At 36.2% G+C, this 20,519-nt stretch carries 14 protein-coding genes and 1 tRNA gene; 9 read left to right on the forward strand and 6 right to left on the reverse strand.

All coding sequences use genetic code 11. The annotated features are described in order from the left end of the window. Nucleotides 1-24: 24 nt before the first annotated feature. From QM481_RS01635 to QM481_RS01650, 4 genes are all read right to left on the reverse strand, one after another. Nucleotides 25-1,833 (reverse strand): hypothetical protein, encoded by a 1,809-nt coding sequence (locus tag QM481_RS01635; protein WP_283380405.1) that lies wholly within the window; start codon nt 1,831-1,833, stop codon nt 25-27. Nucleotides 1,834-1,883: 50 nt separating this feature from the next. After that, a complete protein-coding gene (locus QM481_RS01640) occupies nt 1,884-9,062 on the reverse strand; it encodes a T9SS type A sorting domain-containing protein (RefSeq protein ID WP_283380406.1) in 7,179 nt (2,392 codons plus the stop codon). Nucleotides 9,063-9,091: 29 nt separating this feature from the next. Next, complete coding sequence (locus QM481_RS01645; RefSeq protein ID WP_283380407.1) at nt 9,092-10,282, reverse strand: SGBP N-terminal domain-containing protein; 1,191 nt, start codon at nt 10,280-10,282, stop codon at nt 9,092-9,094. A 690-nt stretch (nt 10,283-10,972) separates the two neighbouring features. Continuing rightward, nucleotides 10,973-11,419 (reverse strand): hypothetical protein, encoded by a 447-nt coding sequence (locus QM481_RS01650; RefSeq protein ID WP_283380408.1) that lies wholly within the window; start codon nt 11,417-11,419, stop codon nt 10,973-10,975. A 289-nt stretch (nt 11,420-11,708) separates the two neighbouring features. Here QM481_RS01650 and QM481_RS01655 point away from each other — a divergent pair, with 289 nt between their 5' ends. The 6 genes from QM481_RS01655 (at nt 11,709) to QM481_RS01680 (ending at nt 16,019) form a co-directional block, all read left to right on the forward strand. Then, complete coding sequence (locus tag QM481_RS01655; protein ID WP_166554049.1) at nt 11,709-12,293, forward strand: TetR/AcrR family transcriptional regulator; 585 nt, start codon at nt 11,709-11,711, stop codon at nt 12,291-12,293. A gap of 53 nt (nt 12,294-12,346) precedes the next feature. After that, on the forward strand, nt 12,347-13,093 hold the full coding sequence (locus QM481_RS01660) for an SDR family oxidoreductase (RefSeq protein WP_283380409.1): 747 nt from the start codon (nt 12,347-12,349) through the stop codon (nt 13,091-13,093). After that, nucleotides 13,090-14,334, forward strand: a complete 1,245-nt coding sequence (fabF, locus tag QM481_RS01665) for a beta-ketoacyl-ACP synthase II (RefSeq protein ID WP_283380410.1) — start codon at nt 13,090-13,092, stop codon at nt 14,332-14,334. Before QM481_RS01660 ends, fabF begins: the two co-directional genes overlap by 4 nt. 212 nt (nt 14,335-14,546) lie before the next feature. After that, nucleotides 14,547-14,634 (forward strand) — tRNA-Ser (locus tag QM481_RS01670). Between the two features lie 180 nt (nt 14,635-14,814). Next, complete coding sequence (locus tag QM481_RS01675; protein ID WP_283380411.1) at nt 14,815-14,997, forward strand: hypothetical protein; 183 nt, start codon at nt 14,815-14,817, stop codon at nt 14,995-14,997. A gap of 224 nt (nt 14,998-15,221) precedes the next feature. Further along, entirely contained in the window at nt 15,222-16,019 is a 798-nt protein-coding gene (locus QM481_RS01680) for a DUF3667 domain-containing protein (RefSeq protein ID WP_283380412.1), read from the forward strand. Nucleotides 16,020-16,164: 145 nt separating this feature from the next. On the opposite strand, the gene QM481_RS01685 is transcribed toward QM481_RS01680, so the two are convergent. Both QM481_RS01685 and QM481_RS01690 read right to left on the reverse strand, forming a co-directional pair. After that, nucleotides 16,165-16,920: an SDR family NAD(P)-dependent oxidoreductase gene (locus tag QM481_RS01685; protein ID WP_283380413.1), complete on the reverse strand. Its 756-nt coding sequence runs from the start codon at nt 16,918-16,920 to the stop codon at nt 16,165-16,167. Between the two features lie 2 nt (nt 16,921-16,922). Beyond that, on the reverse strand, nt 16,923-18,008 hold the full coding sequence (locus QM481_RS01690; RefSeq protein WP_283380414.1) for a mandelate racemase/muconate lactonizing enzyme family protein: 1,086 nt from the start codon (nt 18,006-18,008) through the stop codon (nt 16,923-16,925). A 130-nt stretch (nt 18,009-18,138) separates the two neighbouring features. Between QM481_RS01690 and QM481_RS01695 the strand changes: the two genes are divergently transcribed. The 3 genes from QM481_RS01695 to rsmI all read left to right on the forward strand — a co-directional run bounded on the left by QM481_RS01695 (nt 18,139) and on the right by rsmI (nt 20,441). Next, entirely contained in the window at nt 18,139-19,287 is a 1,149-nt protein-coding gene (locus QM481_RS01695) for a DNA-binding transcriptional regulator (protein WP_283380415.1), read from the forward strand. A gap of 221 nt (nt 19,288-19,508) precedes the next feature. Beyond that, nucleotides 19,509-19,739 carry a 4a-hydroxytetrahydrobiopterin dehydratase gene (locus QM481_RS01700; RefSeq protein ID WP_095163509.1) on the forward strand — a complete coding sequence of 77 codons (231 nt, stop codon included), beginning with the start codon at nt 19,509-19,511 and terminating at the stop codon, nt 19,737-19,739. A 24-nt stretch (nt 19,740-19,763) separates the two neighbouring features. Continuing rightward, nucleotides 19,764-20,441 carry a 16S rRNA (cytidine(1402)-2'-O)-methyltransferase gene (gene rsmI / locus QM481_RS01705; protein WP_095163508.1) on the forward strand — a complete coding sequence of 226 codons (678 nt, stop codon included), beginning with the start codon at nt 19,764-19,766 and terminating at the stop codon, nt 20,439-20,441. Nucleotides 20,442-20,519 lie beyond the last annotated feature (78 nt).

A 20,519-nucleotide genomic window follows, 5' to 3' on the forward strand; every position in this document is an offset into this window, starting at 1 on the left:
AAACAATTATTTAGTGTGATTCATTTATTTGAATTTCAAGTCAACAACTGAAAATGTATGACGATAGCCAATATTGAAACTTAGCTCAGTAAAATTGGCTCCATAACTTTCGTTAGATGGACTTTGTTTACTTAGTAAGCTAGCATTTAGCTGAAGTATTCCGTTGGGACTCACTGTATAATTTGTACTCAAACGCGTAGTTAAAACTCTGGCTAATTGTGTGTTTGCTAACACAGCTTGTGTACTAGAAAAAGTATAGTTCCCTGATAAACTCAACTTCAACTTCTCTTTTAAAAAAGCTTTTGCAATTGAACACATCGGTCCCCAAATCGAAGTACTTAGCGTTGGAGCTGTTACGTTGGTGTAATTAATCCCTGCACTCCAGCTTTGCTTAAGTGTCTCATTTGTACTCCCGTATGCTAGATTTATATTTTCGAGTTGGTTGTTATTATTTGCCCCTCCCAATACATCATTACCCAACTGGAAGACAGTTGAACTGGTTAGTTGATGATGCATTTTGGCATTATTTGAGGGGAGCTGCCAAAGTGCATTCGCCTGAATATTCTGATTCACTTGTCGGTAATTAAGTGTATCAAGTGCCTCTAATGGTCTAGCTTTAGCCAAATACAATAATGACGGATTATAATTACTATACGCAGTAAAATTAGAATAAGATGCATTCAGGTTAACCTTATCATTAGGTACATAAATAACATTGACAGAACCTACAATTCGATTAGAGGTTTGAGGTTTAGTTTGATCTAAATTATCATGCTGCTGTGCTATTTCGCCCATCATGGAAACCTTTTTATCAAGCATTTGTCCACTTGCCTTCACACCAAACAGCTCAACATCATTAACAAAGTAATAACTACCCAAAGTCTGATATTTGGGATCTATACGCTTGTACTCAACTCCAACCTGATAAGATTTTGATTTGTAGTTTAGAGATGAGTGTACAGCTTTAAAGTAGCTGGTACTGGCATTTGTATTGTATAGTCCTCCAAATGATTTTAAAAAGTTATCATTTGTATTTTTGACAGCTCTTATATCACTGCTGAGAGCCGATATACTCATTTCAGATTCCCAAATAATCTTTTTGATTAATTGCTTTGAAAATCTGATGGACGATACCATATTCGACTTGGGACTTAGATTGTACTTATCAAAGATTATATCAACAGGTTGATAACTATCTTTTGCCGAAAACAACGATAATTCAATAAAATCCTCTTTTGTTTTATATCCTAGCTGCATACCCATGCCTTTTCTTTGATAACTTGGTTTATTAAGGCTAATCGTATCGGGGTTGACCTTTTGATTAAGCGTACCAAACATCAAGCCTCCATAGAGGGGAAAATCCTTATCTTTGAATGTCAAACCAACTCCTTGATACCTATGTCCTGCAAGTGTATATGGTGTGAAAGTCTGGGATACTGTTCCTAGAAAGAGTTGAACACTTTTATATTTTGGCTTTAGGGATATTCTATTAAATGGTTGACCAAATGGCATCAAGTTGCTAGTACTTAATGGATTGACATAGGAGGCCTGTTGATTAATATAGCTAAAAGACACAGGCATTCTTATTTTATTAAAAATGTCAATCATGATATTTCCAGTAAACATATAATTGTAGGGAGATTGTCTATTTTCTAATCCATTTGCATGATAAATATTATAGGTACCCGACAATGAACCTTTGATCGAAATTCCCTTTCCTTTCAACATTTGTTTTGGAGACTTTAACTTTTTTAATTCACCAACATCCTGACCTATCACTATCACTTGATTGGCCAAGAGTAAAAACAATAATTTAAGAAGGTGTTTTTTCATGAAGTGTTAGGTTAAATATTAAAACTTTCATTTTGTCTATGCAGGCTTATTTAATTGGTGATCATCAAAAGCTTTGAGATTTTTTGTTTACCACTTTCAAGAATTAAACTATAAGCTCCTATCCTCAGTGAAAGGTTAAAGTTGTAGACATTAGTACTATTTAGGTTTTGATTTGTTGGCGTATGAACAGCATTATAAACAGTTTCACCTGTTGATACTCGAACAATTGAAATGTTGATATTAACTGGAAATTTCGTTTTCACACTCAGTTCAAATCTACCTTGATTTGGATTGGGATATAGTGCTGATGTAGTGACAGGATAATCTCTGTAGTGATACAAAGAATCAGTTTGATCAATGTTATCTGGGGTAAATATGTTTGTTGTTCTAGTGAGCACATTATCACAAACTCCTGCGAATGCTCGTAATGTAACAGAAAGATTCCCTGCTAGAGTTGGAATGAAGGTAAGCTTGCTATTCGTTTCACTAAGCTGAATACTATTTAATGGAGGAGTCCAAACTACTTTATCTGGAGCAGGCTTTGTTGTATTTAAAACAACTACTGTATCCCCGACAAACGCCTGAGTCGCAAGGATAAAATCTGCCTTCAGTGCATTTTTGCTATTTGTGAGGGTATAGCTTTTCTCGACGGTACATCCTGTTTTGTTAGATACTGATACTTTGTAAATACCTGGAGAAACAATGGTATAGGTAGATTGATTTGCACGGGCTAGCTCATCTATACCTTCGGTACCATTAAAATACCAACGAATATTTTTCCCTTTATTTTTTGCATCCAGCGTAATACTTTGTCCAATACATAGCGTGTCTGCTCCTTTACCTGATCCTAGGGCAAAAGTTTCTAGGCTGTCTGTTTCTTGAATGGTGTTGGTCAGTTGTAATTGACAGCCATTAGCATCTTTGATTTTGATAAGATAGTTTCCTGCATTCAGTGAATCAAATACTCCTTTTCCACTATTTAATGCTATGGTTTTGTTTAAATTGGTATTACTTAATATGGCCGTAAATGCACCAACACCTCCAGATGCTTGCACATTGAGCTTAGCCGTGTTTGTACCATAACAAATAGGTATAGACTTGCTAACTTGAGCCAATATGGCTGCAGGCCATTTGAGCTCGACTAATCGAACGGTATCTTGGCAACCTTTGCGGTCCACTACTTTATAGGTGTATTGCCCTTGTGTTAGGCCAATAAATCGATCACTTGATTGCTTTGTTGCATTATCTTGCCAATAAATATTGCCTCCATTTCCTCCTGTAGCCTTAAGTTGTACAATTCCATTTGACTCACCTAGGCATAAAGGATTAGATTTTGATAATAGACTTAAGTCTAGGAGGGCTGGCTCTGTAGCTGATAGTTGTGAGGTGGCTAAGCACTTATTGGCATCTTTTACCCAAAAATTGTAAAGCCCCTCTTTGAGTCCTGTAAATAAACTATCACTAAAGTAATTCGTACTGTCTTTGGAGTAGATATAACTCTTTATACCGCCAGTTACTTTCAACAAAATAGCGCCATTGTTTTCTCCGAAGCATCTAATAGTATCCTGATAAATTGGCGTAATTACCAACTTGTCAGGCTGAGCAACTTTGATGCTAGTTCTTAATTTGCAGTTATTAAAATCATACACAGTCACTGTGTAATTATTTGATTTTAGCTTCGAAAAAATACCCGTTGATTCAAAAGTCTCTGTTATTTCTTGATTTTGAAGCGAATAACGATAAGGTGGAGTAGCCTGTAAACCAAGCACTTGCACTTGTCCTGTCAAGTCTCCAAAACAGTCGTTTTCTTTGATAGTAATCTTATTCTGTAATTGTGTAGGTTGTGTCAAAGTGTAATTTATTGTATCTACACAATTGTGGCTGTCAAGCACATAAAAGGTATATGCTTTGGCAAATAAATTGGACAATTCTTTTATATAATTCGTTCCATCGACCTCACTGATAAGCCCTTCAAAATTTACGCGGTAATTCGGCGTTCCTCCATTTACTGTGATGTTTATTTTGCCATTGCCATCACCATAACATAATGGCATAGTACCAACACTCACTGTTTTGATTTTACTTGGCTCGGTTAGTACTATATTACTGATGGTTGCCGAGCAGCCTTTTCGGTCAGTCACTTTTATGGAATAACTACCATCGGGAAGATTATTAAAATAGGTACTATTTTGACTACGGTTTTGGTAATCAATAGTATAAATATTACCGTTATTACCACCCGTAGATGCTACTTCAATGATACCATCTTTTGATTTATAACATAAAGGATTCTTAAAATCCTTCTGCGTTATTTCTAGTAAATTAGGCTCAGTCAAGCTTAAGGTCTTCTCTGTTTTACATTGATTTATATCTTTTGCATAAATTGTATAGTTACCTTTTCCTAAACCCCCGAAACTATTACTAGAGACATAATTTGTACCATCCAAGGAGTAACTATAGGTTGGAGTACCTCCTTGTGTAGGAATGGATATGACGCCGTTAGTTTCTCCAAAGCAACGAATTGTATCTTGATAATACGGATTGATCACCAGTTGAGGTGGCTCTATCAAAGTAATCGTTTTAGTACTTATACAATTGTTAGCATCTTTTACCCATAACGTATAATCTCCTTTTTTGAGGTTCTCAAAATTCGTTTCGCTTTGATAGCTTTGGTTATCTTTTGAAAAACGGTAGGGAGAAACGCCGCCTGTTGCACTCGTAAAAATTTTACCTGTTGCATCTCCAAAGCAAAGATTATCATTTTTAGAAAGCTCTTCTACCAACAGGGCTGGTTCTGAAATTATGATGTGAAGACTATCCTGACAACCTAAGGCGTTGGTTGTTGTTAATTTATAAGTACCCTTGCTTAAACCTTCAAACCTGCCTGAGCTTTGCCAAACGCCGTTATTTATACTATACTGAAAGGGTGATTGATTATTGTTTCCACTCACTGTAATGACACCAGAGTTTCCTCCATAACAAAGGACATCAGATTTACCCGTCAGCTGTAAGTCTGCTCGATTTTGTTCTTTTAGCTCTACACTCAATACATATTTACAACTTTGTGGAGTATCTCTGATTTCTATCGCATATACATTAGGTGAAAGATTGTTAAAGGTCGAATTACTGGTTTCGGGATTATTATTCAATTTATACAAATAACCACCATTTCCTCCTGCTACATTTACGACCGAAATATTACCATCTGAGTAAGTACAATTAATTCCCGAGACTTGATAATTTGCCTTTATCCCGTTCGGAGCAGAGAGGTCAATATTTTTTCTATAGTAGCACAGTTCATCGCTAACGGTAACCACATACGTTCCTGAGAATAGACCCGAAAATTGCGAATTAGGTGAAGCTGTCTGTTGGGTTGACAATTGATAGTTGTATCCATTTCGACCTCCTTGTACATTCGTTATAGTAATGACTCCATCATTAGAATTACAGGTACTTGGAAATGACTTATTGACATCAAAAGTTATTTTTGAATTTTTGGGAATAATAGTAACAGTATAATTCTTACTACACCCTCTTACATCTGTTGCTGTAACACGGTAATCACCGGCAGTTAACTCATTAAAATAACCAGATAAATTATTTATTGGATTGACAGGGCTTCCAAGACTGTTATTCCCATTGAGTGTGTAACTAAACCCACCATTTGAGCCTGTTGCCAAAACTTTGGCTTCTCCCTTTGAATAGTAGTCACAGTCTACATCTTTTTTCATCAAAGTAGAAAAGGTAATATCCGAAGGCTGGGTTAGGTTAATTCCTCCAAGACTAAAACTACAGTTGTTTGCATCCTTACCATAAACGGTGTAGCTACCCGCAGTTAACTGCTCAAAGCTAGGATTAGCTTGTAAGTTGTTTGTACTTAAACCAACCCAGTAAGGCGCAGTTCCTCCTTGACTATTAACCACTATTTTTCCTGATTTATTTTCAAAACAAGAAAGGTTCTCTGTCAAAGCCAAAGAAATTGTATAAGCTTGAGCAGGTTGGGATACAGTCGTTTGAACAGATTTTTGACAATTGTTCCCATCTTTTACGACAAAAGAATAGGTGCCACTTGTCAAATTATTGAAAGTATTGGACGTTTGAAAAATACTTCCATTAACAGCATAGCTATAACTGCCGACGCCACCTGTAGTTTGGAGAGTTACAACACCATCGTTACCTTGATAGCATTTTACAGCTGATACGGAGTTGATTGTAAAAGTAATGTCCGTAGGCTGAGTGATAGTTTTACTAGTACTTGTTGTAATACAGGCATTTGCATCTTTTATCCACACTTTATAGTCTCCAATAGTCAGAGCACTAAATGTATCATTATTTTGATAAATATTGCCATCCAAAGAATACTGATATGGTCCGGTTCCTCCTAAGGGCAAACCTTTTATTGCGCCTGAATTTCCTCCAAAGCAAAGGACTTGACTAAGAATATCCAGATTAGCTGAAAGTGCTGTTGGTTCGGTAACCTGTACGCTCTTTTGTAATATACAGTTGTTGGCATCTTTTAAGGAGATAAGATAATTTCCTGCTTTGAGACTTGTAAACTGATTTGACGTAATAAAATTGACATTATCTATCGAATAGAGATAGCTTCCTACCCCACCACCGGCATTGGCGATAATTGAGCCAGTTGCTTCGCTATTACATTTTACAGCTATACTTTGAAAGCTCATTTCCAAGGCTGAAGGTTCTGTCAAGGTACTTGAGCTCCCCTGCAAACTTTTAACACAACCTTTAATATCTCTTACATAAACCGAATACGCTCCTGCTTTTAATCCCGAAAAAATATTGCTACTTTGGTAATTAGTTACCTCCAGACTATAGGTATAACCTCCGTTACCACCTGAGGCCTGAGTCGTAAGTTGTCCTGTTGATGCTCCATTGCAGAGAATATCTTGCTTCTGGGTGACGCTTACAACTATACTACTGGCTTCTAGTAATTCAACTTGCATACTAGCTACACATTGGTGACCATCCTGTACTTGAACGGTGTATTGTCCTGCTCGTAGGTCTGAAATCGTATTATTAGAGTTGTAATTGGTTTGGGTACTCAATTTGTAACTATAGGGCGATATTCCTCCTGATGCGTTGATGACGAGTTGACCGGTACTACTGCCATTACAATCTATATCTTGCTTACTTTGAAGTGTGGCTAGCAATACTGAGGGTTCTGTAATAGTAGTAATGCCTGATTCTTTGATACATCCATTAGCATCTTTAACCCATACTTTATAATTGCCTGTACCTAAATTGCTTCTTATTGCATTGTTTGAATAATTGGTATTGTCCAAAGAATATTCATATGGAGCAATGCCCCCTGATGCACCTAATAAAAGGACTCCATCTTTTTTTCCGTTACAAGATATTTGGTTTTGAATAGTTACAGTAGGAATCACTTCACTAGGCTGAGTAATCGTTCCAGAGGTTGTTGCTGTACAAACATTATCCTTGATAACAATCTGGTAGTTCCCGGCTGAAAGTCCCTGTATTTGAGCAGTTGAAGTATAATTTAAACCTCCATCGATGGAGTACTGAAACCCTCCATTGGGAGTAGAATTAGATGTGTTTATGTTAAGAATACCATTATTTCCTCCAAAGCAAGTTACATTCGAAACCGTGATTGATGGTGGTAACAGCTTACTGTCAGAGTTGATGGTTAATCCATTATTGGTACTTACACAACCACTCAAATCCTTAACATAGCCCATGTAAGTACCAGTAGATAAATTTTCGAATTGAGGGTTAGAAATATAATTCTGTCCATCTATTGAATAACGATAAGAACCCGTTCCTCCTGAAGCAGAAAAGGTAATTCGTCCATTTTTTTGATTAAAACATGTTTCATTTTGGACGGAACTTGATAACGACAATGGGCTATTACCACTTACAATCGCGGATATTGTTGACTCACAGCCGGAAGCATCTCTTACTCTAATCGTATAATTCCCCGGGGCTAAACCTGTAAACGTATTATTGGTTTGAAAGCTTCCGTTATTCAATGAATAGCTAAATGGCGCTTGTCCTCCATTGGTTAATACATTAATGCTACCTGAGTTGACACCAGCACATCCAGAATTGACAACTGTAGTTGATAAAGAAATATCCTCAACTACTTGTAGCTTTTGATATACATTTAAAGCCCCATCGATTGTTGCACTTACATAATGTATCCCTGAACTAGAAGGATTGAGTTTTACGCCTGTACGATAAGGCAATACGGAGCTATTATCTAAACTACCTGTCGTAGTGGTATATTTTACAAATCTATCAAGTTTGCCATATTCTACGCCATCAACATAAATATGATAAGCACTTTCATCGAAGCTAATTTTATAGGTACTATTGCTAAAATTCCCGTCAAAATGACTAATATCAAAATCCCCTAAATAATTACGTTTCCAGATTTCAAAACTATTATTAGTAATAAAGCGGACTTGCACTCCTCCTACTCCAAAGGTGAAGTCAAATCCGCTCGTATTACTGCCATTATGTTTGTACTCAATAGAATATGGTGTAGACCCTGAATAATAGGCATTAGCTGTAAGTTTCAAAAAATTTGAAGTGTTTATCTGCCCAGATGAAATTTGATAGCTTGTTGGATTACCTGCAAAATAACTTGAAAAGTCTCCAGTTGATATAGGTGTTCCATTTACCTTAAATGTTCCTAAGCTTATTGGGTCTCCTGTAGTAATATCTATCACGGTTGCCATCAACACGTGGGCGTTAATAGAAATTGGCTCACATTTTCCAATTTGTACAGGAGTTGAAAGCTTATCGTATGCAGGCAATGAATAGGTGGATCCAATACCGTTACTCTGATAGCTACTTCCTTTGGGTATTTCGATATAAACATAGTCGTCAGATACAATCATTGGATCTGATGTTTCGTTGAGACATACATCCTTGACCACTAATACGTCGTTAGGCTTTAAGAAGCCAAACTCTATGGCAGCGCTGTAAAAACCACCCCGAGTACCACCCCCAACGTAAAAAAACGAGTTAGCATACCCAGCGCCCATAAAGTAATCTTGTCCCTCTATGAGCTTTATCCCATTTTTATAAAATTCGTAGCAATTTCTGTCAGTGGACAACATTTGTCTCACTACGATACTTCGGTCCGTAAATTTCTTTAAATCCAAGACTGGTTTGTTTACTTGAGACAAACCAGTCTTTACTAATGTTAAACCAAACATTAATAGGAGTAGTAATTTTTTCATTGATATAATAGCAAGATATTATTAGGAAATTATTCGATTGTTAACACAAATCGTGTATTAATACTGTAGAGAATCGCACTCTCATTACTTAGTATTAGGTTTATATGATATATTCCCTTTGTTTTTGGTATTTCAAAACTCAAACGCTTATTTACAGCATTGTAAAGGGCATTTTGTACAATAGTTTCCGTTTCATTTTGAAGTTGAACTTGATAAAATCTTGACTGAACTTTTTCGAAGTTCAAGGCTGTAAATACCAAAGTATTACCTTGTTTGACCTTGGTTCCTGAATACTTTTCTGTATCAACTAAATAGGGCATATCGTTGCGATATACGACAAGAGAATGATCGGTTAAATTACTCTCTTTTGTTAGTGTCATATTGGTAATTTTCACTCTATATTCTCCCTCCTTTATAGAATTCGGAATCCTACACTCAATAGTCTGACCATCAGAATTTGCAGGAAGAGAATGAGAATATTCTTTTCCATCTTTTCCAACTAAGATTACATTGTAGGTATAATTTTTAGAAAAATATTTTCCGTATATTCTAATACTTTCTTCCTGAATCACATTCCAATAATCAATTGAATCGATATGAGGTGAAGGATACTCTATGACGATAGACTTACTGTAATTGCTAGATTTATTTCTAACTTTTAATAGTAAGGTATAATTTCCTGGCATTACATCATCAAGCGAGGAGGCATATACATGTGAAGAATCGATCAACTCTGTTTTCAATAATATTTCTTTGCTAGAATTGACTATTGATGCTTGAACTTCTACCGGGTTCAAGCCAAAATCACGTCCTATAATCATGAAACTTTTACCTGCTTCAAGGGTATCTTTACTTACTCCAGTAATTACTGGAGTAGGCTGCTCCATGGTATTTATACTAACTTCATATATTATTTTTTGTCCAGACTTCGACACTAATGTATAATATACAGGTACAGAAAAGTTTTGTGCTTGAGTACTAGAAGGGATTACTGTACTTGCATTTTTTGTTAGGATTGTAGGAACTATTGAACTTAAATCTGTCTGGTATGGAACCCAAAGAAGTACCTTTCTTTCAGCTTCTAGAATTTCTGTTTTAAGAATAAGAGTTCTTCCTAATGATACGGAGCTAATGGTAGGTAAAATATCAATCTTATCTTCAACGGATTTGCAGGAGTGTAGGAAGAATACAATTACAAATAAATGTAGTTTTATTTTCATAAAATATTATTAAGTTCAATTTTAATAAGCAAAACTATAAAAACAAAAATAATCACTTCTCTATTATGATTGCATATTAATGAGACTTTAATATTGTGGTAATGTCTCAAATCTATTATATAATTGAGTAAACGGTCATATATTTAACATTTAAGTAGGTTTATATACGTTCGTTAATTTTCTAGTGAAGATGAATTATCTGTTTTTGTAAGAAAAATTTGCCATGTAATTTTATTTATTAATCTTAAAATGATAAAGAATAACTTTAAGTCCCTCTCTAAAACAGTGGAGTGCTGAGGAAATATCCCCTATCTAGACACCTAAACAAGGATGTAGCACAACTCTTTCAGGAAAGTAATTTAGCAAAATGGAGATTGCTGGAAAGGATTCTATTACTGGAACAACACTCGAAAAAAGAAGAATAACAGTTGTGAAACAATATGAAGTTTTATTCAGATGTTGTATTGGGATTACATTAATAGGAAGTAGAAGTGACAGGTAAATCAGCAAAATGGAAATTATTCATACAACAGTATCTATCCTTCTGTAAGCATCTGACTTTCAATATCAATATTTAAGAAGACACCATTGTATGAACACTCTCCAAGTTTACAAATATGAGACAGTAGCTAAGCAACGAGGATTTACAGTTTATTACCTACCTTAATTGGTAATAGTAACTTTACTTATCTACCTCTTCGCCTTTCTTTGAGATAAATAAACTTTTGAATCCAAATCTTTACTATATAATAACATCACTTGATTCATGGTTCGATTGCCATTTGATGTCCAAAAAGCAACACTTCTTTCGGTCATGTATTTAATAGTACTATCCGAATAGGGCGTAACCACTTGAATAAATCTATCTCCATAATTACGATATACTTTGTCGCCTTGCGAATAGCCCCAAAGTCCATCTTTGGGTATCTCCTTACGACTTCTATCACGCATAACCAATGTGAGGTTCTTATTAAATATCCCTCCATTTCTAATCGACTTCAACGAAGCTAAGGTATCTCCTTGCTGGGTTTTGAATTGAGTACTTTTATAGTATAACACATACGGATTAACATCTCGTTGACAGGCGCTAAACACCAGTCCTATGAGCATGATACATAAGTAAGCAAGTATTTTCATTTGTATCCATATTTAGGTTGAAAAGCTCTTTATTTGAAAGACGAAATACTTCCCTCGGCTTCTCTACTAATTTATCACATTTTAAATAAAATACAACAAAAACTTTCAATTATTATATTATTAGATTTTCTGATTCTCATCCAACCGTGTCATTCATTTTTATTTTCGAAAAAGTAAAAAAGTATTTGCAAAATAATACCGAACGGTATATTTTTGTTTCAAAATTATTAATAAGCCTTTCCTTAAACTCAATAATTCATTAGTTAACAAGTATTTGAAGTACCTTATCATGGGAAAAGCCGAACGTACCAAACAGTTTATCATAGAAAAAACCGCAACTCTGTTCAATACCAAAGGTATTGCGGCTACTTCTTTGCTGGATATGACCGAGGCTACAGGGCTAACCAAAGGGAGTATTTACGGCAACTTTAAAAACAAAGATGAAGTGGCGCTTGAGGTCTTCCGCTATAATCTCAAAAAAGTCACTGGACTTGTTTCGGAAGAAATGGCACGAGAATCAACTTTTAGGGGTAAAATTCTTTGCTATCCACGTATTTATACTTTATTTGATGACCCTAGATTTCCAGTGGGCGGCTGCGTGATTCTCAATACTGCTGTTGAGGTAGACGACACCCATCCATTAATGTGCGAAGAGGTTAGCAAAGCGATTAATTCATGGAAAAATACACTTGTTTTTTTGATTAATGAAGGCATACAAGCTGGTGAATTTAGTACTGAAAACAATGCAGAGGATTTAGCACTACAAATTATAGCCACCATTGAAGGAGCGGTTATGCTTACCAAAGTCAGTGGTAAAATAGCCTATATGCAAAGTCTCATGAAAACCGTTGAAAACTTAATAAACTCATTTTAATATTTTTTTACACAAAAATATACCATTCGGTATATTTCAAAACAAGCAATCAAATGAAAACGACTGAAAATACTATATTAATTACAGGCGGAGGCTCTGGCATCGGGTTAGCATTCGCTAAAAAATTGGCTCAAGAAGGAAACCAAATCATCTTGGTAGGACGCACAGAAAGTAAACTCATAAAGGCTAGCACACAAATCCCCAATGCTCAATATATCGTCGCTGACCTAACAAAAGATTCTGATGTTGAAGCACTTACCACAAAAGTAAAATCAGACTTTCCTACCTTAAACTTACTCATAAATAATGCGGGTACAGCTTATGCCTATTCTTTGCTCCATGAAAACAGTAAAGCGGTTGACAAAGCTAGTATTGAATTTGAGACTAATTTTTTAAGTGTAATTCGTTTGACGGAAGCTCTTTTACCAGTTCTTGAACAAAATACCAACGCTGCCATTGTTAACGTAAGTTCGTTAGTATCATTTATTCCATCTGTCAGCTTGCCAACTTATTCAGCAAGTAAGGCTGCGCTTCACTCCTACACACAAGTACTGAGAGCAGAGTTGAAAAATCAAGGGATTCAAGTATATGAGGTGATGCCACCTCTCGTCAATACCGAACTATCACATGAAATAGGAGGTGCAGACAATGGTATTCCACCAGAAGTAGTTGCCGAAGATTTATTAAAAGCATTGACAGAAGAACAGTTTGAGGTACGTGTTGGATTAACCAATTCTTTATACCAACTTTATCTTCAATCACCAGAACAGGCATTTTCAGCCTTAAACTCATCTTTATGAAACGTGTAGTTATTACAGGACTCGGTGTTATTTCTCCTTTAGGGAATGATATTGAGAGTTTTTGGGAAAATAGTCTCAAAGGTATTTCGGGTATTGGTCCCATTACCAAATTTGATGCAAGCAAATTTAAAACTCAGATAGCAGGAGAAGTTAAAAACTTTAATCCGCTCGATTATTTTGAGAAAAAAGAAATCCGCAAATACGATTTATTTACTCAATATGCCGTAGCAGCAAGTGAACAAGCTATTCAACAATCTCAATTGCAATTTGCCACAATGTCAGAAGCACAAAGAGCCGAAATAGGTGTAATTTGGGCAACTGGTCAAGGTGGTATGCAAACTTTTGAGGATCAATTACAAGAATTCTTTACTGGCGATGGCACGCCAAGATTCAATCCATATTTTGTTCCAAAAATGATTGTGGATATTGCAGCAGGGGTTATTTCTATCAGAAATGGTTTGTTAGGACCCAATTACTGTACAGTTTCTGCTTGTGCATCTTCCAATACTGCTATTATCAATGCACTAGATAATATCAGACTGGGTCGTGCCAAAGTAATGATTGTTGGAGGCTCAGAAGCTGCTATTACGCCTGGTACGATCGGTGGCTTTGGAGCAGCTCAAGCCCTATCTAAAAACAATATAAGTGCTGCTTCGCAACCTTTTGATGTTAATCGTACAGGATTTGTAGCAGGTGAAGGCGCAGGCGCTTTAATCTTGGAAGATTATGAATATGCTGTGCAAAGAGGAGCAACAATCTTGGCGGAAATTGCTGGAGGTGGCATGGCCGCTGACGCCTATCACCTGACTGGCACATCGCCCGACGGCTTGGGGGCAAAATTAGGAATGCTCAACGCACTCAAAGATGCAGGGCTCAACCCTGAAGATATTGATTATATCAATGCGCATGCGACCTCAACAGGTGTGGGTGATTTGAGTGAAATAAAAGCCATATCTTCTATTTTCGGAAATAGTAAGACAGCCATTTCTGCAACAAAATCTATGACAGGGCACCTATTGGGTGCTGCCGGAGCCATTGAAAGTATTTACTGTGTATTGGCAGTTCAACATAATACGATTCCTCCAACTATGAATGTGATGGAGCTAGATCCAGAGATTCCTCAAAATCTCCATATTGTATTAGGAGAAAAGTTAGAGAAGCCAATCCGTTATGCTTTGAACAATTCTTTTGGTTTTGGAGGACATACTGCCTCTTCTATTTTTAAGAAATTTGAGGCATAATGAGCGTTACTAGCGAGTTTTTGAGTCCTCGCTAGTAACTATTTCAAAAATATTTTCACTTTTTTTCAGGGTTTATGATTGCTCGTAATATTCTGATTACGAAAATACTACTAAAACTTTAAGTGATTTCTTAGGAAATATTTCAATTGAAGTTTCAAAAAAAGTTTGCATTGTATTGTCCAAAAGACTAATTTTGCATCATCAAAAAACACAGAGAGCTGGCAGAGTGGTCGATTGCGGCAGTCTTGAAAACTGTTGACTGTAACAGGTCCGGGGGTTCGAATCCCTCGCTCTCTACCAAGAAAAGCCCACCATTACGGTGGGCTTTTTTGTTTTTATTAGATTCTCCCTATTTCTCTTTTTCTCCAAATCAATATTTTACTTCCTAATCACAAAAAATCAGTTTTTAAAATATTATACGTTGACAATTTTATAATTTTACTAAATTGATATACCTCATTCAAACAAGTTTTAGCAATTATGAAAAATCAAAAAATTAGTTTTCCTCTGTTAATTATTATCATTATTATTGGCTCTGGTCTTTACAAAGATTTCGACTTTGCTACTTTAACCTTTAAAAGACCATATCTCGACATTGTTTATGGTATTTCCTTGATAGTTGGATTATACTTTCTGTTTAAGGGCAAAAAGGAAAGTGAATAATTAGGAGCTCCATTTCAATACATTTTTAAACCGACCTTTATGAATACTTTATACTTTAAACCTTCAAATTCTCAACCGCTGGCATTCTATAAATAATAATGTCTCCTCGGCTTTGCAATATATTTGTTTAAAAGCTAAATCTAATTTTCCTCCTCTATTATTCAAACCTGCGTAACCTATTACTCAGGAAAATACTCATTTTCCAAAACTCAAATCTTAATATAATGATTGAAGAAAATTGCAGAAATTGTAAAGAGGTTATTTCAGGTAACTTCTGTGGGCACTGTGGTCAAAGAAGATACAAACGCATAAATCGGAACTATATAGTAGAAGAAATTCAAGATATTTTTGTTGATGTCAACAAAGGCTTTTTCTATTCCGTATTCAAAACCCTTCGTAATCCTGGCAAAACCGCCCGAGAATATATGGAAGGCAACCGTGTTGACCACTACAAACCAATTGCGCTAACATTTGTGCTAGCTGGTATCTCTATTTTTGTATCGTCTAGTGTGTTGAAGTTTGATGATATTATGAAAAACTTTTCAGAGCAACAGCACATTAACTCAAAGCTTATGTCTGATGTCTTTACGATCATCTCAAGCTATTATGCCATGCTTATGGTTTTGTTATTGCCAGTTTTCGCCTTTATTACCAGAATTCCATTTAAAAAAGAAGGGCATAATTACTATGAACATATTGTCATGAACTCTTATGTGGTATCCTATTATACCCTCATGAGTATCTTAGTTATGTATCCGATACTCTTTCTTTTCAGACAAAATCCAGAAAAAATGATGCTTATTTCACAGGCTTCATTTTTGGCTCTTCCATTTATTTTAGTGTGGTTTTTCAAAGGTTTCTATAATCATATTCCTCTAAAGAAGATAATTATTAAAATTCTAGGAATATTAGCGCTCACGCTACTAACCTATATACTTGTGGTTGTTGTTTCTACTATCGCATTTATACTTTATGGGGTATTTGTGGACAAAGGGGTACTGGAATACGCCAAACCAAAATAATCATTAGTACTGAAAGATGAGTTGTAAATTTTGAATGTTTTTTTAATTATCAACACTTTGCACTCACAATTTCTTGGTTTACATGCCATAAGTTAAAATTACAAAACAAAAGCCCTGATTCATGAAACTTGAATCAGGGCTTTTGTTAAAAATTAACCGATGCACCACCATCTACGGGTAGGACTACTCCTGTGATATATCGTGCCGCTTCTGATGATAAGAACACCGCCGCATGTCCTATGTCGGCTGGTTTACCATAGCTTGGCATGGCTATGCGATTGGTAATTTTTTCTTTTCTTGCTAAATCCGCATTAATGGCATTCAGAAACATGGGAGATTCTATCCAACCTGGGGCAATGGTATTTACTCGAATTAAATCCTTAGAATATTCCGTCACCAAATTCTGCATCAAGCCTGTCAGCGCTGCCTTTGAAGTTCCGTAGGCAGAAACACGGTCTATGCCAAATATTCCCGCCATTGAGCCAATAAATAAGATGACCCCACTTTTGCGTTGCGCCATGTATTTGGCACATTCTCGAGTAAGGGAAAAAACCGACAGTAAATTGGTCTGAATGATACTTTCAAATTCTTCGTCTGTGGTTTCATTGGAAAACTTTTTAAGATGTATTCCTGCATTATTAACCAAGATGTCTATTGCTCCAAATTGTGTTTCTAGGTCTCGAATAAATGCTGGTATTTCCTTTTTGTTCGTTATATCAAATACCGAATAGCGTGCATTTTCTCCCAATTCCTTGAAAGCATCTTGCAAAACCTCCTCTCTTCGTCCTGTGATGACAACCTCTGCACCTGCTTCAATGAATGCTTTACTGATTCCCAAACCAATACCTGTACCTCCGCCTGTCACTAAGGCTCTTTTTCCTTTTAATGAAAAAATATTCATGTCTAAAAAATCAACGCTAAAGTGTCATCTACAAAATTAAATCCCCAACCTGTTCCCTCGTGAGGATAAGCAAAACCATCTTTTACCGTCATCGGATTATCAATCAATGGATCTATCCAATCGAAAGACTCCACACCTACTCCATTTGGAATAGAACAAACCAATGGCACATCATAGTCTTTATAATAATGTGGCAAAACAGGAATATGGTGACTATTAGCCAATAAAGCAGACTCTCGCCAAGCCTCTACCCCACCTATTCTGAGAATATCTGGTTGCCAAATATCTAAGGCATTTCGTTTCAACAATTCCACCAATGGTAAGGTATCATATTCGCGTTCGCCCATCGCCAAAGATATACCAGCTTGTTGTTTGAGCGCTTTATATCCTTCAAAATCCTGATGGTGAAGCGGTTCTTCAAACCAAAAGATATTCAAATCTTGCGCAGCCTTTGCCAATTGTAAGGCAGAGGGCAACTTCATCCCCTGATTGGCATCCATCATGATATTCACCTGATTACCAACGGCTTCACGAACAATCCTCAAACGCTCCAAATCTGTACGCCAGTTGGGATTTCCCACTTTGATTTTTACTGCCTGAAAACCACGAGACACATAATCTGTTACTTCTGCTACTAGCTCGTCAATCGTATAAGAAATCCAACCTCCGCTTCCATAGATAGCACATTTATCACGATAGGTTCCCAAAAGTTTGCCTACAGGCTGATTCAAGCATTTTCCCCAAGCATCCCACATGGCGACATTGACAGCAGCCTGCACCCAGCGATTGATACCTTGATTTCCAAAATATTCGTTGGCTTCGTCTAATTTTTGGTAAACTTTTCCCGTTTCATACGCTGCATAGCCTTTTACTAGTGGCAATAAATCTCTAAAAGCCCCTTGAATGGCATAAGGAGAATATTGAAATGAGAGCAAATAAGACTCCCCAACCACACCATTTTCGAGCTGTAAACGCAATACCAAAAACGAAATCTCGTGAAGCGTATGTGTTGCATCAGCAATTGGCTTTTTGAGTGGCGCAACAGCTTTGTATAATTTGAAATCTCTAATATTAACAGAAGAACTCATGGTTTTAACTTTTATGTTTTTACAAAAGTAAAAATCGTAACTTGACATTTTGCCACCATTTTTGGTTATTCTATCGCCAATTATTTACCAATAATATATTTTTGAAAAAGTATCATTTAAAAGAAAAAACATGGCTCAAAAAGTTTTCATCCATCTTGAATCCAATCGGGGTTATAGTCGTGATTTGTTGCGTGGCATTTATGACTACAACAATCAGATAAGCCATTGGGATATTATTTTTGAACCAGCCTATTTTCTAAAAAATAATAGAACAAACAACAGAATCAATCTAATTCAGTCAGTAAAACCTGATGCTTGTATTTTAGAAAATAGTGAAGATATTGCTCAAATGGCACAATTAGGCATCCCCATGATTCAGGTTACCTCTGTCAATCATGTTGAAGGGATTCCTTATGTAAAAGGGAATTATTTGTCGGATGCTAAGTTGGCAATTCAATATTTTATCCGAAAAGGATTTAGAAGTTTGGCTTTTTTAGGAATAGAAAACCTAGAATGGTCATTACAAAGAATGTCTTTTTTTCAGGAAATGGCTATTTCTTCCAATATCCAGTTTAGTTCGTTCTTACTCAAAGGCAATGAGGAAGATGTACTTTCCTACAATTTTGAAAATTTAGTTACATGGATAAAATCTCTCCCAAAACCTACAGGTGTTTTATGTTGCAATGATGATTTTGGACAAATACTTATCAATGCTTGTTCAATGGCGCAAGTAAAAGTACCGCATGAAATAGCAGTTTTGGGCATAGACAACGATGAATTAATTTGTAATATTACCTATCCAAACCTTTCGAGTATTGCTCGTAATCATCAAAGTACCGCCTTCAACATTTGCTCTACACTTAGCGATATGTTGCAGGGAAAAGTACCAAATCAACAAATTATTTTGACCGAAGCCTTAGACGTAATCGAACGAACCTCTACAGATACCGTGGCTATTGCTGACAAGGAAGTAAACAAATCAATACAATTTATTTCTGCTAATATTCACAAAAACCTTGAAGTACAAGACATTGTACAGGCAAGCAATAGCTCTTTGAAAGTATTAAATCAGAAATTTCAAAAAGCGATTGGACATTCTATTTTCCAAGAAATACAAGTACGAAAACTCTCCCGATTCAAACAATTACTCTCCACAAATCGAAGCATAAAAGAAATTGCCTTTGAACTGGGTTTCAACGACCATAGTCATATAAGTAGGTGGTTTTCTAAACTGGAGGGAATCACTCCAATTGAATGGCGAAAGAAAATGGGGGGATAAATAAGAGGGATAAGGCAACAGGCACAAAGTGTTTGAAAATAGAATTTACTTTGTTTAAAAAGCTCGAAAAAGATTCAGAAAACACTATGTCACTTTGTTCCCTGATGCCTGTTCCCTATTTTTACCCTATTTTTCCCACGACTTCATCATTTTCCCTCAAAAATCAAGTATCTTCGGGCTTGATTAAGCATCCTTTTTGCATTTAGCCCTCTTCATCGACTATGTGGATAGAAAAAGACCAAAAATTACAACGTACCTTTCAGTTTAAGGATTTTTCCGAAGCTTTTGGCTTTATGACTCGTGTGGCACTTTTGGCCGAACAGCATAATCATCATCCGTGGTGGTCGAATGTTTGGAATACAGTAACCATTGAGCTTACCACTCACGATGCTGGCAACACAGTCACCGAAAAAGACCATGCCTTGGCTAAGGCAATAGATGCACTTTTATAAAGATTATTATTGGATTTTGAACTAATGAGTAAATTGTATTTAGTGCCAACCCCCATTGGCAATCTTGATGATATTACCCTTCGAGCAGTTAAAATACTACAACAAGTAGATGGTATTTTGGCAGAGGATACTCGTAATTCTGGCATGTTGTTAAAGCATTTGGGCATTTCTAAGCCACTTTTTGCACATCATGCTCACAACGAGCATCACAGTACTGCGGGTATTATCAAAATGTTGAAAGAAGGGAAAAACCTTGCCCTTGTGTCTGACGCTGGAACGCCTGCCATTTCAGACCCTGGTTTTTTATTGGTTCGTGAATGCTTGAAGCAGGGTTTGGAAATTGAATGTCTCCCAGGAGCAACGGCTTTTGTTCCTGCACTCGTAAATTCGGGACTTCCATCTGATCGCTTTACATTCGAAGGATTTTTACCTCATAAAAAAGGGCGCCAAACTCGTTTGCAAAACCTTCAAAACGAGGAGCGTACGATGATTTTTTACGAGTCTCCACATCGTTTAATTAAAACACTTGAACAGTTAGGAGAATATTTGGGTGCCGACCGACAAGCCTGTGTATCAAGAGAATTGACCAAAATGTTTGAAGAAAACATTAGAGGTACTTTGGCTGAAGTATTGAAACATTATCAAGAAAATCCAAATACTATTAAGGGTGAAATTGTTTTGGTCATTGCTGGAAAAGAATAATTTTTCAGTAATTACCTGCTAATTGATTTCGATTTTTCGGTAAATATTGATAATTTACGAAAACTATTGCCAAAACTA

This window comes from Flectobacillus rivi (assembly GCF_030056655.1).
Lineage (GTDB): Bacteria > Bacteroidota > Bacteroidia > Cytophagales > Spirosomataceae > Flectobacillus > Flectobacillus rivi.